Raw genomic sequence first — 15149 nt, 5'->3', positions numbered from 1 at the left:
ACGTCGATGAGTTCCCACGCTCAGCCACCCGTGGAACTCCCGTACCACCCGGACGCTCCAGCCACAGCGCGTCCGAACGACGTAGTGTGCGAGCGATTCAGTCGCGCTGCTGCTGTTGGACCTTCTGTTGGATATCCTCGACTACGTCGGGGTTCCGAAGCGTCGAGGTGTTCCCGAGTTCGTCGCCGTTCGCGACGTCCTCGAGGAGGCGGCGCATAATCTTCCCAGACCGCGTCTTCGGCAGTTCGGGCGTGAATACGACCTCCTCGGGACGGGCGATTGGGCCGATGGCGTCTTCGACGCCCTCGACGATTCGACCGCGGAGGTCGTCGCCGCCCTCGGACCCGTCTTCAGTGATGACGTAGGCGTAGACCGCCTCGCCTTTCAGGTCGTGTTTCGCACCGACGACGGCCGCCTCGGCAACGCCCTCGACGCCGACGATGGCGGACTCGATTTCCATCGTCCCGAGGCGGTGGCCGGAGACGTTGATAACGTCGTCCACGCGGCCCAGTACCGTGATGTAGCCGTCGTCGTCCACCTTTGCACCGTCTTCTGGGAAGTACACCCAGTCTTCGGAGTCGTCGCTTTTGGTGTCGGAGTACTCCTGCCAGTATTCGCTGATGAAGCGCTCGTCGTTCTTGTAGAGCGTGCGGAGCATCCCCGGCCACGGTTTGTTCACCGTGAGATAGCCGGCCGGTCCCGCCTCGACTACCTCACCGGTCGTATCGACGATTTGGGCGTCGATGCCGGGAAGCGGCGGCCCGGCGGAACCGGGTTTCATCTTCCCAACACCGGGAAGGGTCGTCACCATCATCCCGCCCGTCTCGGTCTGCCACCACGTGTCCACGATGGGGCAGTCCTCGTTGCCGATGTGCTTGTAGTACCACTTCCACGCACGCGGGTTGATTGGCTCGCCGACCGTTCCGAGAAGACGGAGACTCGACAGGTCGTGCTGTTCGGGGAACTGGCTTCCCCACTTCATAAACGCCCGAATCGCCGTCGGTGCCGTGTAGAAGATGTCTACCGAGTACTTCTCGATAATCTCCCAGAGACGGTCGCGCGTCGGGTAGTCCGGCGTGCCTTCGTACATCACCGTGGTCGTGCCGAGTGCCAGCGGCCCGTAGACGATGTAGGAGTGACCGGTAATCCAGCCGATGTCTGCCGAACACCAGTAGGTGTCTTCTTTCTCGATGTCCAGCACCGCGTGGGAGGTCCACGCCGCGTACGACAGATAGCCGCCGGTGGTGTGCTTGACACCCTTCGGTTGACCCGTCGTTCCCGACGTGTACATCAAAAAGAGCATGTCTTCGGCATCCCGCTGGGCCGGGTCCACCCGGTCACCTGCGTGGTCGGCCAACAGGTCGTCCCAGTCGTGCTGGTTGCCGCGGAGTTCGTGGCCGAACCCGTCGTCGCCGAGACGGTCCACGACGACGGTCGCTTCGACACCGTGGTCGACGCTGTCGAGTCCCTCGTTTGCCTTGTCGAGGTGGTCGAGGGGGTCGCCGCGGCGGTAGTAGCCGTCACACGTGACGAGGAACTCCGAGTTCGCCGAGTTCATCCGCGTGGCGAGTGCCTCTGCGGAGAATCCGGCGAAGACCACCGAGTGCGGCGCGCCGATGCGGGCGCACGCGAGCATGGCGATGGGGAGTTCCGGAATCATCGGCATGTAGAGCGTCACAACGTCGTCTTCCTCGACACCGAGGTCTCGAAGCGCCGCCGCGAACTCGTTCACCTCGCGGTAGAGGTCCTGATACGTGTACGTGCGCGTCGTGCCGTGTTCGCCTTCCCACTTGATGGCGACCCGGTTCTTGTCGCCGTTTTCGACGTGCCGGTCGAGACAGTTGTAGGAGGCGTTGAGTTTCCCGCCCGTGAACCACTTGTAGAACGGGGGGTTCGAATCGTCTAACACCTCGTCGTAGGGTGCGTCCCAGTCGATGAGGTCGGCCGCCTGCTCCCAACACTCCGGCCAGTTCTCTTCGAACTCGTCGTAGATTTCCGGGTCGGAGACGTTCGCCTGTTCGACGAACTCCGCCGACGGTTCGAACTCCGCTTGTTCTGCAAGTCGTGCCTCAAGTTCTACCTGGACTTCTTCCGACATGCTCTGTGATAGCGAGGAACAGACAAGGGTATAAGTCGAGTATCTAACTATCATGAACAATAAGATATTTTTCTCGGATGCTCACGTAGAGGGCCTCTACCCGCTCTGTTTCACCAGTACAAAGTGTCTGAATTATTTAATCATCTTTCAGACACAATCGGAGAGAACAGAAACGCGGTTTTCGACCCTAATGATTTAGTGGTTCGTCGGGGTGTCGAGGTCGTCGAAGAACGAGTGGAGTAACTTCTGCTGGGCGGTCCGAAGGTGTTGGTGGAGGGTCGGCGACGACACGTCGAGCGAGTCGGCGAGGTCCTCAGCGGTACTCTCACGGGGCCACTCGAAGTATCCCGCCAGATAGGCGGCACGGAGGGCGGAGTGCTGCTTAGCTGTTAGTCGCCCCTCAACCGACTCCCGGAAGTCCGTCGCCGTCTGCGGGTCACGCTCCACTTCTCGCTTCGACCGGAGTTTGGTGTCCGGGTACGCGTCGGTCAGTTCGGTGATGACGGTCCGAAGCGGCGTTTCGTTCGGAAGCTCTACCGCGAAATTCGCGGTGCCGTCCTCGGCGACGAACGCCGAGACGGTGCCGTCGTGCGCCGAGACCGCCGAAAGAAGCGACTGTCCCGAGAGGACGACCTCCAAAAGCGACTCCTCGCCGCGGTCACGAATCAAGCGAACGTTCGAAATCTCCGGGGCGTCGTCGAACGCGTCGAACGCTCGTTCGGTCGTCACGTCGCGCACAGCGAGGAAGCAAAGCAGCGACCGGTCTTCGATTGGTGCGACACCGCGGAGTTCGACTGTACACCCGAGCGTTCCGGAGATGCGCACGAACACCGCTGCATCGTCGGAACACCGAAATCCAAGCCGCGTGACGGTGTCCGCCAGAAGGAGTTTCCGCCGCTCGATAGCCGCGAGCGCGGCACCTGCCTGTCGCCCAAGCGCCGCCAACACGTCCGATTCGCCCGCGGAGACAGTCCCCGGTGGTGCCGCAAGGTGCAACCTGCCGTATGTTGTCTCCCCGTGGACGAGGGACACGCTGATAAGAACAACCGCCCCCTCATCAGTCTGAACGGTTGCATTCGCCGTGTGAACTGGCTGGTCGGAGTTACCTCGAATGTCCGCGTCAGGGGCTGAATCCCGAATATCTTCGAGTGCCACCTCGTCGATGCCGACAGCATTCTGCGACCCGTCGGCCGCCGTGTCGGTTGTCGACAGCCACGCAAAGCGATACGCACCCGACCGGCCAAACTGTTCGCAGAGCGTTCGCCCCAGTTCGTCCCGCGTCGTCGCGTTCGAGAGTGCATCACTGGCCTCCCGAACGAGTTCGACGACCGAGCGCAATCGTCTCGAAGCGGCGGTGTCCGGACGGATACCGACAGCACCGGCGTGACCGTGGGCCGCGCCAGTATGGGACTGACCGGCAACAGGGTCGGACGAGAGCGCTTCGACGACGGCTGCGTCCGAGGGGTCGTCGAGGAACGGGTCGAGACGCTCCAATCGGTCCCATCCGCCGACTTTCAGTACGACGCCCGGATGGACGCCATCAGCGAGCAGTTGTCTGGCAAAGTAGTGCCGTAGGTCGCGCGACGAGAGCGCCGCGAGTTCGTCCTGTCCGAATCGCTCTGCAGCACGGTCACCGACCGTCGAGACGAGCATCTGGAGTCGCCGCGGCGTGACCGGAAACACGCGGTCTGACTCGCCGACGCTGTTGGCTGTGACGAACTTCCGCAGGTCGTGTTCCACGTCGGACGGGAGATACGTAGTACGGCCATCTGCAGGCACCGAAAGCGCGGTGAGGTCCGTTCCGTGTGCGCGGTCGTTCGCGACGTGAGCAGGAGTAAGGCGACTCATCTCGGTCGGAGTCAACCCAACTTCGGCACCCAGTCTGACGACGAGGTCCTCACGGTACGTCTCGGTCGCACGGCGCAGTCGCTCGTAGGCGGTCTCCCACTCCTGGGCCGTGCCGGACGTATCCCGCGGCCAACTCATCTTTCGGTATCGTCACGGAAGACGAACTAAATCGTTCCGGTGGCGGTGGAAATTCTCCGCAACTTCGCACTCGGTCCTCAGAATATCCGCTGAGAAGGAGAATTCGGGTTTCGGTTATTCAGAATCTTCCGAAGTTCCCGTTCGGTCCCGGACGATAGACTCCAGTTCGCCGACGACTTCGGGGTTTCGGAGGGTCGAGGTGTCGCCGAACTGCTCGCCGTTGGTGATGTTTTCGAGGAACCGACGCATAATCTTGCCAGACCGCGTCTTCGGGAGGTCCGGAGTGAAGATTATCTCCTCCGGGATTGCAATGGGACCGATTCGCTCGCGGACGCGGTCGACGATGTGGTTGCGAATCGCCTCGTCGCCGGTGACGCCTGCCTCCAGCGTGACGTACGCGTAGATGCCGTCTTCCCGAGGGTCGTCGATACTCACGACTGCGGCCTCGACGACGTGGTCGACATCGACGATGGCGCTTTCGACTTCCATCGTCCCGAGGCGGTGCCCAGAGACGTTGATAACGTCGTCGACGCGGCCCAGTACCGTGATGTAGCCGTCGTCGTCGACTTTTGCGCCGTCGCCCGTAAAGTAGAACCACCCATCGATATCGACCGGGGCGGCGTGGTCGTCCGCCCACCGGCGGCCTCGCTGGAGTGCGAGTGGCATGCCCGGCCACGGCCGTCGAATGACGAGGTATCCGGGGTCGTCAGGAGCACAGGCCGCCCCGGTTCCGTCGACGACCTGCGCGTCGGTTCCGGGGATGGGTCGCCCGGCCGACCCCGGTTTCATCTCGTCGATGCCAGGAAGGGTCGTCACCATCATCCCGCCCGTCTCGGTCTGCCACCACGTGTCCACGATGGGGCAGTCCTCGTTGCCGATGTGTTCGTAGTACCACTTCCACGCGCGGGGGTTGATGGGTTCGCCGACCGTTCCGAGAAGACGGAGACTCGACAGGTCGTGTGCGTCAGGGTACTCCGCACCCCACTTCATGAAGGAGCGAATCACCGTCGGTGCGGTGTAGAACACGTCCACCGCGTTCGACTCAATGAGATTCCAGATGCGGTCTTTTTCGGGGTAGTCGGGCGCGCCTTCGTACATCACGACGGTCGAACCTACCGCGAGCGGGCCGTAGACGACGTAGGAGTGGCCGCTAATCCACCCGATGTTGGCCGTACTCAGGTAGGTGTCGGCGGGACCGAGGTCAAGGACCGTCTCGGTCGTCCACGTGACGTGTGCGAGATAGCCGCCGGTCGTGTGTTTGACCTTCTTTGGTTCGCCTGTCGTCCCCGACGTGTGGATGAGAAACAGGCAGTCGTTCGCCGCACGCTCGACAGGGTCGACGACTGTCCCGGCGTGGCGCTCGACGAGTTCGTGGTAGTCGTGTTGGTTCGCTCCGAGGTGGGTGTCGCCGTCGAGGCGGTCGACGACGACCGTCTCCCGAACGTCGTGGTCGACGGTGAGTCGTGCGTCGTCCGCCTTCCGCTTGAGCAGTATCGGATTCCCCCGGCGATAGTAGCCGTCACACGTGACCAGATAGTTGGACGCTGCGCTTTCGAGACGTGTCGCGAGCGCGTCGGCCGAGAGACCGGCGAAGACCACGTTGTGCGGTGCGCCGAGGCGGGCGCACGCGAGCATCGCAATGGGTAACTCGGGAATGTTCGGCATGTAGAGCGTGACTACGTCGTCCGCTTCGACGCCCAACTCGCGGAGTCCCGCCGCGAACTCGTTGACCTCGCGGGAGAGGTCTTGGTAGGTGTAGACGCGCGTCTCGCCGGTTCTGCTCTCCCACTTGATGGCGACCCGGTTCTTCCCGTCGCCTTCGACGTGCCGGTCGAGACAGTTGACGGAGGCGTTGAGCGTGCCGCCCGCGAACCATTCGAATGGCGGGCCGTCTCCCGACAGGACGGTATCGTAGGCGTCGTTCCACGTGAGTCGGTCCGCCGCCTGCTCCCAGCAGTCGGGCCACGTCGATTCGAACGTCTCGTAGATGGACGCGTCGGCCGCGTTCGCCTGCTCGACAAACCCTGTCGGCGGTAGGCGACCGCTCGGTTCGGCCGACTGCTCCGGGGTGCCCGACTCCCGACCGTTCGACATGGACCAACACAGCAAACGTCGAACCATAAAAGGTTCGCACGAAACGGCGGCGATTCGCGGACGGGAGTCGGGCGGGACGAAAGACCCCCACTTTAAACACGTCTGGGTGCAATCTTGTTCACGAAATGTCAGGGACGGACGTAGTCGAGTCGATTGAGATACAGAATGTCGTCGCCTCGACCGGAATTGAGCAAGAACTCGACCTCAAGAGCCTGTCACTCGATATGGCAGGTACGGAGTACAACCCGGACAACTTCCCGGGGTTAGTGTATCGAACGAGCGACCCGAAGTCCGCCTGTCTGGTCTTCCGGTCTGGGAAAATCGTCTGTACCGGCGCGGACAGCGTCGACGGAGTCCACGCAGCACTCGACATCCTGTTCGAGGAACTCAGCGGACTCGGCATCCCGCTTCCGGATGAACCCGTGATTACGGTCCAGAACATCGTGTCGAGCGCGGACCTGCGGAGTAACCTCAACCTGAACGCCCTCGCAATCGGTCTCGGCCTCGAAGATGTCGAGTACGAACCCGAGCAGTTCCCCGGACTCGTCTACCGCCTCGAAGAACCGAGCGTCGTCGTGCTCATGTTCGGCAGCGGGAAGGTGGTCATCACCGGTGCGAAGGAAGTTGCGCAGGCAGAACAGGCCATTCAGGTCGTCAGAGACGAGGTGCAGAAACTCGGACTGCTCGGCTGAGCGCAGGCCGAGTACTGACTTCACGTACGCCGACGCGGCGGCCGCGACCGGTAGGTGTGGAGAACCAAGGGAAAAGAGTGGGTGTGCTACCTCGTTCTGCTACGATTTCAGACTCTCATGCAAGCACCACTCACAGGTCTCCTCTCTCGAACTGCGAGAGGAAGACGCCCAGACCCACGAGCACCGAGAACACCTCGACGACTTCTTGGACGAAGTCCAGCAAATCGAGCCATAGTCCGGCGTACAACCGCCCGAGACCACTCTCGATGAGACCGGTGAACAAATCGAGAACGAAAAATACGATGTCGGCACCGAGAAACCCCAGTGCGGCCACGGTGAGAGCATAGCACGCGTAGCGACCGATTCGACGGAGTGGGATGGATTCATCTGGGAGGGACTTCGCAAGCGAGGTACCGAGAGACATGACGTTTGATTTTCAGGAGTGGGCAAAAACCGTTCCGGCTCGATAGTTGGCGCGCTCTCTTCAGCACAGTCTCAGCGAACGGCTTCTAAAAATCCAAATAGAGTCGGGAAGTTATCTGACCGTCGGCTCGCTGACCGGCTCTGCGAAGGCGACCGTCTTCTTCACGTCGGTGATTTTCACGTCGACTTCGTCGCCCGGTTGGGTTCCGGGGATGATGATGATGAATCCGCGTTCGACCTTTGCGATACCGTCACCCTGGTCGCCGAGGGTGTCGATGGTAACAGAGCGAACCTCACCCTCCTCGACGGGGGGCGTGCGCGACCGGCGAGTGTTGTAGTCCGACGACTGGTAGTTCTGGTTCGACGATTGGTACTTCTGGTCCGAAGACTCGGACTGGTCGCCGTTGGTAGCGGACTGCTGTTTCGTCGAGGTGGTCGACGAGTCGGCCTCCACCGGCGTCTCGGTGGCGTTCGGTGCGGAAAGCAGTGCAATACGGTAGAGTTCGTCGGTCGAGAGCGACCCACCCTCGACGAGTTCTTTGGGAATCGGAACGACGTATCGACCATCGTGACGCTCGATAGATGTCTCGAACAGGAGTCGGAGAGAATCTGAAATATCTGGCATTGGGTGTTTTATGAAGTAGAGGATGTTAAAATATGGTGAATCGGTTCTCCCGTCTCGAATCAGTGGACAGCACGGAGCAGTCTCGCGATTTGGCCGAGTAGAAATCGAATGAATGGTCAACGTGCGCCGTAACCACGCCGGGTCGAGAACCGCCAGCCGACCGCGACAGCGATGAACCCGCCAATAGCGACGAGCACAATCGACCCACCAGCAGCCAATCCGAACTGATACGCGAGGGTGACGCCAGCGAATCCGGCGAACTCACCGGCGGCGATTCCGTACCAGAGTGACTGTTTGAAACTCCGTCCGAGTCGGGAGGCGGTCACGACGGGAACGACGAGGAGGGCCGCAACGAGGATGACTCCCATGATTCGCATCGCACTGACGACGACGAACGCGGTGAGGACCGACAGAAGCGTGTTCACGACGCGAACGTGGACACGGGAGGCGCGGGCCGCGGTTTCGTCGAAGGTCACGAACACCAGCGGGCGGTAGGCGACGGCGATGGCCGCGACGACGACGAGCGCCATCGAGACGAGCAATCCGATGTCGGCGCGGGAGACGGTCGCCAGCGACCCGAAGAGATACTGATTGATTCCCACAGAGATACCGCCACCGGTGAGCGAGATGAGGACGCTCCCGAGGGCGAAACCCCCAGTCAACACCATGGCGAGTGCGGCGTCGCTCCGGGCGTCCGTGAACTCAACCAGCGCCTGCACGAGCAGCGCCGCGATGATGGCGACAACGAGGGCACCGACGAGCGGCGGCACAGAAATCGCAAGCGTGGCGTCGAGGAAGAGCGCAACCGCGACCCCGGCGAACGCGGTGTGCGCGAGGGTGTCGCCGACCATCGAGAGGTCGCGGTAGACGAGGAACGACCCGACCAGCGGGCCGACGATTCCGATACAGAGAACCGCCAGGTACGCCCGTTGCATGTACGGATACCCAAGGAACTGTGCGCCCGTGGTGTCGGCGACCCACGAAAAGCCGCCGTCGACGCCGGAGAGGAACCAATCGAGGAGTCCCGTGAGCGTGTTGACGACGAAGAGCGGAGCGAAGAGGTCGATGCCGGTCACTGCTGCACCTCCGAATCCGGACTCGCCTGTGACCCCGAATCCGAACCCTGAGCGTCGGCATCGTGGTGGCCGTGCGAGTGGTCCAGTACGCGCTGGTTCGCCCCGTAGGCCGCGGCGAGAGCGTCGCTCTCGGCGAAGTCCTCCGAATCGCCGTGGAAGTAGAGCCGTCGGTTCAGGCAGGCGATTCGAGAGGCTCGCGCGGTGACGACCCCGATATCGTGTTCGACAAGCACGATAGTCAGTCCGCGGCCGTTGAGTTCGGCGAGGAGGTCATAGAACGACTCGCGCGACTCAGCGTCCAGCGCGACGGTCGGTTCGTCGAGCGCGAGGAGGTCTGATTCGGCCGCGAGCGCGCGAGCGACGAAGACGCGCTGGCGTTGGCCACCGGAAAGTGCGCCGACGCGGCGGTCCGCGAGGGAAGTAATATCGACTCTGTCGAGCGCGCCGTCGACAGCGGCGTGGTCCGCGTCCGAAAATCGTCCGAACAGGTTGCGTGGGTAGCGACCCATGCGGACGACTTCGCGGACGGTAATCGGCATATCGCGGGCCGCGTTGGTCACGTCCTGTGCGACGTAAGCGATGCGCTCGCCGTCTGCAAAGTCGTGTGCTGGCTCGTCGAACAGGCGTGCCTCGCCGCGGTCCGGACGTTCGAGACCGAGCATCAAGCGCAACAGGGTGCTCTTTCCCGACCCGTTCGGACCGACGAGTCCGAGGAACTCACCGTCTGCGACATCGAGTGAGACGCCGTCGACAACGGGAACGTCGCCGTACGAGAACGCGACATCACGGAGCGAGATGGCCGTCATTCCGCACCGAGCGCCGTCCGAAGCGACGGAAGATTCACGTTCCGCATGATGTCGACGTATCCCCACTGCTTTTCCTCCCATTCAGGCGTCAGTCCCGGAATCGACGTGAACGGAAGCACGTCCGTCGCGTCCGTCTCCGAGACGAGTTGCGTCGCCGCGCGGTCCGATTCCAGCGGGTCGGCGAGGATGTGCTGAATTCCGTGGTCAGCGATTGCCGCCTGCGCCCGTTCGATATCACGCGGTGTCGGGTCGTCGTCGGGGGACAGACCGGAGAGCGTGACGACGGTGAGGTCGTAGCGGTCTTCGAGATACCCGTAGGCGTTGTGTCCGGCGACGAGGACGACATCCCGTGTTCTGGACGCGAGTTCGGATTCGAACGCCGAGTCGAGGTCGGAGAGCGTGTCTTCGTAGGCCGCCGCGTTCGACGCGTAGGCCTCGGCGTTAGCCTCATCGACGGACTGGAACGCTTTTCGGAGCGTTTGCGTTGCGGTTGCGACCCGTTTCGGGTCCAACCAGAAGTGCGGGTCTACGTTGCCGTGGTCGTGGTCGTGGTCGTGGTCGTGGGACTCTGATGTTTCGTGGTCCTCGTTGCTGTGGTCGTCGTCAGCATGCTCGCCTTCGTGCTCGTCGTGTGCGTGCCCACCATCAGCGCCGAGTTCGTGGAGGTCAACGTCCGCGGTGATATCGACGCTCACCACGGATGCGCCATCCGCGTCGAGCGAGGTTCGGATGTCATCGGCCCACGGCTGAAATCCCGGCATGCCGTGGACCAACAGGTCTGACTCCAAGACGCGGCCCTGCACGTCCGGTCCAGGTTCCCATCCATGGCCGTGCTGTCCAGTCGGGACGAGCGTCTCGGCAGTCGCCGCATCGCCAGCCACGTGTCGGGCGATGTCGCCGAAGACGAAGAACGAAGCCGAAGCGCGCGTCTTGTTCGACGGTTGGCCCCCCGTCGCTGAGCCGAGACATCCTGCGAGTCCGGCGGCGGCCGCCCCAGAGAGCGCGGTGACGAACCCGCGCCGAGTTCTCAAGTTCATGTTAATAGAATTCTGTTCCTAGATAATAAGACCTATTATTCTAAATCTGGATGTTGTTATTTACTCGGTGCGAGTAAACGTCGGCGAGAGGGTCGAAAATAGGGGGGAGTGCGAGAAGGATGAAAGCAGGAGTGAAAAGGCGGAAAAAGAGTGGAGCAGGGAAAGAGGCCTCAGTCTGCCGCCTGGGCGTGACCAGAACTGGACCGACGTTTGTACTTCCTGATAGTGAGATAGATGAGCGGACTCCCGACGACAGTCGGCCACAACCACGCCGCCACGGGAGGGAGGAAATCGAAGTTGACCGACGAAAAGGCCGTCACAGTGGCGATATAACCCGCTCCCATCCGACCGATGTGCTCGTAGAACCATTCGCGCGAGTCAGCACGTGACCGGCGGAATGCCCGAATATCCTTGAGTCCGAATCCAGTTCCGACAGCACCGAACACCAGCATCACAGCGGCGAATCTGTCCCCCGACTGGAAGAGGAGTCCACCCATCGCAAGCAGGCCGACGCCTGCACCCGTGAGCAGGCCGACTGCGACCCAATCGGCCGTCTCCGGTCTGTCAGTGGGCCGTTTTCTGGAGAGGACCCGGTAGCCGGAAAAGACGAAGTAGTAACTGAAGACGGCGACGAGCGCGAGGAAGGTTCGACTCGGTGTTGGGTCGAAGACGAAAAGCAGCAACGACGTGAGGGCGACCACTGCCATCCCACCTACGTAGACCCGACCTGCCCGACGGTGCCGTAACCCTCCTTTCGTCGTGACGATGGCACCGATTCCCGCGAAGAGCGCCACGAATCCGGCGATGATGTGAATGCCGAGCGTCGCGTCTTCGACGAGGGTCACCGCGAACCACCACCGTGACGGGTACCGGGGGCGATGGAAGTCGCCCACTTCGACTTCGTGTTGGAACAGACTCCTGGCGGACGTGTCGTGGGTGGCATGTAAACAAGTTGTTCGAGAAACAGCATAAATCTACTGAGTAAGTACTTACTTTGTTCTCGGCCCAATTCGATTCGTCGTTCGATGCCCCGAAAAACCGTGCGACAGTGCTTCCTCAGAAGGTCGTATCGTCAAGAACCGTCTCGAAGAGGACGAAGATGACGACGAGGCCCGCGAGGAGAAAACTCTCGACCAATCCGTACTGGAACGGATAGATAGTCAGTCCAAAGAAAGCCGCAGCGCCGAGGAGTCCAATCAACCCCGTGATAAGCGCCTTGGTCTCCAGTTCCATAGTTGACACCATCGTACAGATTCTATTAATTTCGGGGGTTATTCGACCAGAAGCGAGTCGATGTACGCCGAGAGCGCGTCTCTGAGTTCGTCGCCGACGCCATCCATTCCGAGCGCGAGCGCGAATCCAGTGTAGCCGTCGGTAGCCGACAGGAGAAACGCCGCGGTTCCGGCAGGGTCCACGTCGCGGAAGACACCCTCGTTGATACCCTCACGAAGGATGCCTTCGACAACGCTGAGGGTGTGGCGTTCCATCTCCAAGAGTGGTTCTCGGAGGGTCTCGTTGTGCGGCGCATGCGAGAGCAGTTCCATGACGGCGATGTTGACGCCGCGGGCGGCCTCGTCGTCCTCGTCGACCAAAAGCAGGTCGCAAACGGCGCGAAGGCGCTCTTCGGGACCGTCAGCGGGAATCTCGTCTAGTTGGCGTGCGAGATAGTCCACCGAGGTTTCGAGAAACGCGACAATCATCTCGTCTTTCGAATCGTAGTAGTAGTACAACCCAGCCTCGCTTTTGTCACTCTCGGCGGCGACTTTCTTCGTCGTGAGTCGGGCGTACCCGTGTTTGGCGAGGGCCTGACGAACCGCGTGGGCTATCTGTGCTTTCTGTTCCGGGGGGACGGCGTCGGCCGACATCTGACTAGGTGAGTATTCGCTTGGCGAGGTACTTGTGCGCGTTGCTCCGCAGAAGTATGTTGCATCCAAAAGGTGCGTGTTGCATCCGCAGCGGTGTCTGGGTTGTCGGAGAGCGTCCCGGCCGAGGCGGGCTAGGAACTCGACCGGTGACGAACGGAGACGACCAGTTCCGAGAGCGCCCGCCGCTTGATGAGCGCGAATCCGACGAAGATGGAGACGAATCCGAGCGCCGTCAGTGGGTCGATGAGGTGGCCGAGGAAGGCCCAACTCAGGAGTGTCGCCGAGACAGGTTCGAGATATCCAATGAGGTTTATCTGGGTCGGACCGAACCGCGCGAGGAGTTCGAAGTAGATGAGGAACGCCGCGGCACCGCTGACGACGGCGAGGTAGACGAGCGACCCGATGGCTGTCGTCGTCCACTCGATAGCCGCGAGCGACTCGTGTGTGGCGACGCCACCGACGTGAAGGAGCGCCGCACCGAAGAGCATCGCCCACGCTTGCAGGGTTCGCGCCGGGATGTCCGACGAGTACGGGCGGGTCAAGACGGCGCCGAGCGCGAAGCACACGGCAGCGACGAAGACGATTCCGACGCCGACGACATCGCTGGAAAGAAGCGCGTCAGGGTCGGGTTGCGCGACGAGACCGACGCCGAGAAACCCGAGCGCGAAGCCAGCCGCCCCGAGTGGAGAGAGTCGGTCACCGAGGAGGGTCGTCGCGAAGAGTGCCGTGAGAACCGGACCGAGACTGATGACGATTGCCGCGACGGCACCCGGAACGTACTGCTGGCCGATGTAGAGAAACGCGTGGTGGCCGCCAATCATCAATCCACCAGCGATACCGACGAGCATCAGGTCCGTACGAGTCCGCGGCCGCCAGTAGTCCGTCGAGACGAGGGCGTAGCCAAGGACGATACCCCCCGCGAGGTAGTATCGAAACGCCGCGAAGTGGAGCGGCGGGAAGAATTCGAGGCCGATTTCGATAGCGACGAACGAACTCCCCCAGAGGCCACCGAGGAGGGCAAACAGCCCGACGGCGACACGCCTGTTCACCAGAACCGCCCCGTCACCCGTCTCTCGGGGCGCTCTGATTCGATTCCAAATCGAGGACGACCACCACAAGTTGTAGTTTCGTCTAGCACGTGAGCGATTCGTTACCACACAATCGATATTAGTCGTTTTGCTCGAACTGTGCTGAACTGTTCGACGACCCGTGGCGTGGTCGCGCGGTCACGTCTCCGAAATCGCGGGACCTAAACACGGCGACGCTGACTATTCGGCCGACTGATGCGCGAAGACGAGTTGGCGACCCGTATCGTCGAGCACTTTCGGGCGGCCTTCGACGACGTTGACATCCACCTCGAAGAGCCGTACGACCACTACGGGAACCGCGGCGTCGCCGACGTGTACGTGCGAGTTCGAACGCCCGAACCGGTCGACTACCTCATCGAACTCAAAGCGGACGCCGCCGTGCGTCACGCGACGGGGGCAAACGAGGTGCTTCGCCAGTACCGTCGCATGGAGCGGTACTTCTACAAAGACGACGAGCACCACGTCCGCCCGCGACTCGCCCGCGACGGCCCGGGCGTCAACGTCCTCTTGTTGTTCGCGCCGACGAGTCGTTGCGTCCGGCACGTTCACGAACATCGCGCACTCTACGAATCCGTGGACCCAGATGCCGTCGTCGAGAACGTCACAGCCACGCGAAAAGTGGCGTTTCTCACGAACCTCGACAGCGCCGCAGCGGGCGAACTCGGGTTCCTCTCTGTGAACGGTGACGTTCCGTTCGGGTCCGACGAGTTCGCCGCCGCCGTCCCGTCAGGGTCGCGACTCGCCGAGGCGCTCTCCGACTTCGACGACACCGGGTGAGGAACGCCCTCGACGCCCCCGATTTTGCTACCGACTAGCGAACACTCTCATACATCCCCCCCACATAAGAGGGTGTATGGGAACGATTCGGAAGTCGGTTCGAATCCCGATGGGTGACCTCCGCCAGCAGGTCGCAGACTCGGTCGGCGTGGCGGCGTCGCTGGTGGACATCCACGACATTCGAATCGAGGACGGTGCGCTGGCGGTCGACGCGAGTTACCCCGACGGCGAGGACATCCCCGCAGTCGAACTGTTCGTCACCGACCCCGATGGAAACACGGAATCGTACGCGATGGAGTTAGACGGCGCGAAGAACCTGCTCATCGCCGGTGAGGACGTGCTGATAGAACTCGTCGACCACGACCCCGAACGGAACGAAGTCTTCGTCTCCGTGAAACACCGTCAGGGCGACGAGATGGTGACAGTACTCGGCTGTGGCGAACAGTGGGTGATACCAGTCGAACGCGACGGTGAGGAAAAAGCGGTGAACTGCCGCATTCAGAGTGCGGTATCGAGAGACGACTAACAAATCGAAGCGCCGAGTCGGGTCGGTTAGCTGCCGGTCAGTCGCTGGTTCGAGCC

Annotated in this window: 15 protein-coding genes; 3 read left to right on the top strand and 12 right to left on the bottom strand. The window is 62.0% G+C overall.

What is annotated here, in order from left to right:
* Positions 1-97 precede the first annotated feature (97 nt).
* From acs (ACH9L7_RS17510) to acs (ACH9L7_RS17500), 3 genes are all read right to left on the bottom strand, one after another.
* Positions 98-2098 (bottom strand): acetate--CoA ligase, encoded by a 2001-nt coding sequence (gene acs, locus ACH9L7_RS17510; RefSeq protein WP_396613424.1) that lies wholly within the window; start codon positions 2096-2098, stop codon positions 98-100.
* Positions 2099-2293: 195 nt separating this feature from the next.
* Positions 2294-4084, bottom strand: a complete 1791-nt coding sequence (locus tag ACH9L7_RS17505; RefSeq protein ID WP_396613423.1) for a bacterio-opsin activator domain-containing protein — start codon at positions 4082-4084, stop codon at positions 2294-2296.
* A gap of 114 nt (positions 4085-4198) precedes the next feature.
* Complete coding sequence (acs, locus tag ACH9L7_RS17500) at positions 4199-6178, bottom strand: acetate--CoA ligase (protein ID WP_396613422.1); 1980 nt, start codon at positions 6176-6178, stop codon at positions 4199-4201.
* Positions 6179-6303: 125 nt separating this feature from the next.
* Here acs (ACH9L7_RS17500) and ACH9L7_RS17495 point away from each other — a divergent pair, with 125 nt between their 5' ends.
* Entirely contained in the window at positions 6304-6870 is a 567-nt protein-coding gene (locus ACH9L7_RS17495) for a TATA-box-binding protein (RefSeq protein ID WP_396613421.1), read from the top strand.
* A gap of 130 nt (positions 6871-7000) precedes the next feature.
* Here ACH9L7_RS17495 and ACH9L7_RS17490 read toward each other — a convergent pair whose 3' ends face one another.
* From ACH9L7_RS17490 to ACH9L7_RS17450, 9 genes are all read right to left on the bottom strand, one after another.
* Entirely contained in the window at positions 7001-7294 is a 294-nt protein-coding gene (locus tag ACH9L7_RS17490) for a hypothetical protein (protein WP_396613420.1), read from the bottom strand.
* Positions 7295-7405: 111 nt separating this feature from the next.
* Complete coding sequence (locus ACH9L7_RS17485) at positions 7406-7918, bottom strand: TRAM domain-containing protein (protein WP_396613419.1); 513 nt, start codon at positions 7916-7918, stop codon at positions 7406-7408.
* 116 nt (positions 7919-8034) lie between these two features.
* On the bottom strand, positions 8035-8853 hold the full coding sequence (locus tag ACH9L7_RS17480; RefSeq protein ID WP_396613635.1) for a metal ABC transporter permease: 819 nt from the start codon (positions 8851-8853) through the stop codon (positions 8035-8037).
* Between the two features lie 137 nt (positions 8854-8990).
* Complete coding sequence (locus ACH9L7_RS17475) at positions 8991-9800, bottom strand: metal ABC transporter ATP-binding protein (RefSeq protein WP_396613418.1); 810 nt, start codon at positions 9798-9800, stop codon at positions 8991-8993.
* The gene (locus tag ACH9L7_RS17470) at positions 9797-10837 is read right to left on the bottom strand and encodes a metal ABC transporter substrate-binding protein (protein ID WP_396613417.1); all 1041 of its coding nucleotides are present in this window, start codon (positions 10835-10837) and stop codon (positions 9797-9799) included. Before ACH9L7_RS17470 ends, ACH9L7_RS17475 begins: the two co-directional genes overlap by 4 nt.
* 170 nt (positions 10838-11007) lie before the next feature.
* Entirely contained in the window at positions 11008-11682 is a 675-nt protein-coding gene (locus ACH9L7_RS17465; protein WP_396613416.1) for a DUF2306 domain-containing protein, read from the bottom strand.
* 211 nt (positions 11683-11893) lie between these two features.
* On the bottom strand, positions 11894-12070 hold the full coding sequence (locus tag ACH9L7_RS17460; protein ID WP_396613415.1) for a hypothetical protein: 177 nt from the start codon (positions 12068-12070) through the stop codon (positions 11894-11896).
* 38 nt (positions 12071-12108) lie between these two features.
* Entirely contained in the window at positions 12109-12702 is a 594-nt protein-coding gene (locus ACH9L7_RS17455) for a TetR/AcrR family transcriptional regulator (RefSeq protein WP_396613414.1), read from the bottom strand.
* A 131-nt stretch (positions 12703-12833) separates the two neighbouring features.
* Positions 12834-13751 (bottom strand): DMT family transporter, encoded by a 918-nt coding sequence (locus ACH9L7_RS17450; protein ID WP_396613413.1) that lies wholly within the window; start codon positions 13749-13751, stop codon positions 12834-12836.
* 234 nt (positions 13752-13985) lie between these two features.
* Here ACH9L7_RS17450 and ACH9L7_RS17445 point away from each other — a divergent pair, with 234 nt between their 5' ends.
* Together ACH9L7_RS17445 and ACH9L7_RS17440 are read left to right on the top strand one after the other, a co-directional pair.
* A complete protein-coding gene (locus tag ACH9L7_RS17445) occupies positions 13986-14567 on the top strand; it encodes a hypothetical protein (protein ID WP_396613412.1) in 582 nt (193 codons plus the stop codon).
* 76 nt (positions 14568-14643) lie between these two features.
* A complete protein-coding gene (locus tag ACH9L7_RS17440) occupies positions 14644-15093 on the top strand; it encodes a hypothetical protein (RefSeq protein ID WP_396613411.1) in 450 nt (149 codons plus the stop codon).
* Positions 15094-15149: the final 56 nt, after the last annotated feature.

The organism is Haloferax sp. S1W (assembly GCF_044593955.1).
GTDB lineage: Archaea > Halobacteriota > Halobacteria > Halobacteriales > Haloferacaceae > Haloferax.
This window is presented reverse-complemented; position numbering and strand designations above follow the sequence as displayed.

What these genes read in the sequence shown, in the direction of transcription:
- ACH9L7_RS17455 (WP_396613414.1), bottom strand. Translation starts at nt 12,702, where the DNA reads ATGTCGGCCGACGCCGTCCCCCCGGAACAGAAAGCACAGATAGCCCAC.
- ACH9L7_RS17505 (WP_396613423.1), bottom strand. Translation starts at nt 4,084, where the DNA reads ATGAGTTGGCCGCGGGATACGTCCGGCACGGCCCAGGAGTGGGAGACC.
- acs (WP_396613424.1), bottom strand. Translation starts at nt 2,098, where the DNA reads ATGTCGGAAGAAGTCCAGGTAGAACTTGAGGCACGACTTGCAGAACAA.
- ACH9L7_RS17480 (WP_396613635.1), bottom strand. Translation starts at nt 8,853, where the DNA reads ATGCAACGGGCGTACCTGGCGGTTCTCTGTATCGGAATCGTCGGCCCG.
- ACH9L7_RS17495 (WP_396613421.1), top strand. Translation starts at nt 6,304, where the DNA reads ATGTCAGGGACGGACGTAGTCGAGTCGATTGAGATACAGAATGTCGTC.
- ACH9L7_RS17460 (WP_396613415.1), bottom strand. Translation starts at nt 12,070, where the DNA reads ATGGAACTGGAGACCAAGGCGCTTATCACGGGGTTGATTGGACTCCTC.
- ACH9L7_RS17440 (WP_396613411.1), top strand. Translation starts at nt 14,644, where the DNA reads ATGGGAACGATTCGGAAGTCGGTTCGAATCCCGATGGGTGACCTCCGC.
- ACH9L7_RS17490 (WP_396613420.1), bottom strand. Translation starts at nt 7,294, where the DNA reads ATGTCTCTCGGTACCTCGCTTGCGAAGTCCCTCCCAGATGAATCCATC.
- ACH9L7_RS17485 (WP_396613419.1), bottom strand. Translation starts at nt 7,918, where the DNA reads ATGCCAGATATTTCAGATTCTCTCCGACTCCTGTTCGAGACATCTATC.
- ACH9L7_RS17475 (WP_396613418.1), bottom strand. Translation starts at nt 9,800, where the DNA reads ATGACGGCCATCTCGCTCCGTGATGTCGCGTTCTCGTACGGCGACGTT.
- acs (WP_396613422.1), bottom strand. Translation starts at nt 6,178, where the DNA reads ATGTCGAACGGTCGGGAGTCGGGCACCCCGGAGCAGTCGGCCGAACCG.
- ACH9L7_RS17445 (WP_396613412.1), top strand. Translation starts at nt 13,986, where the DNA reads ATGCGCGAAGACGAGTTGGCGACCCGTATCGTCGAGCACTTTCGGGCG.
- ACH9L7_RS17470 (WP_396613417.1), bottom strand. Translation starts at nt 10,837, where the DNA reads ATGAACTTGAGAACTCGGCGCGGGTTCGTCACCGCGCTCTCTGGGGCG.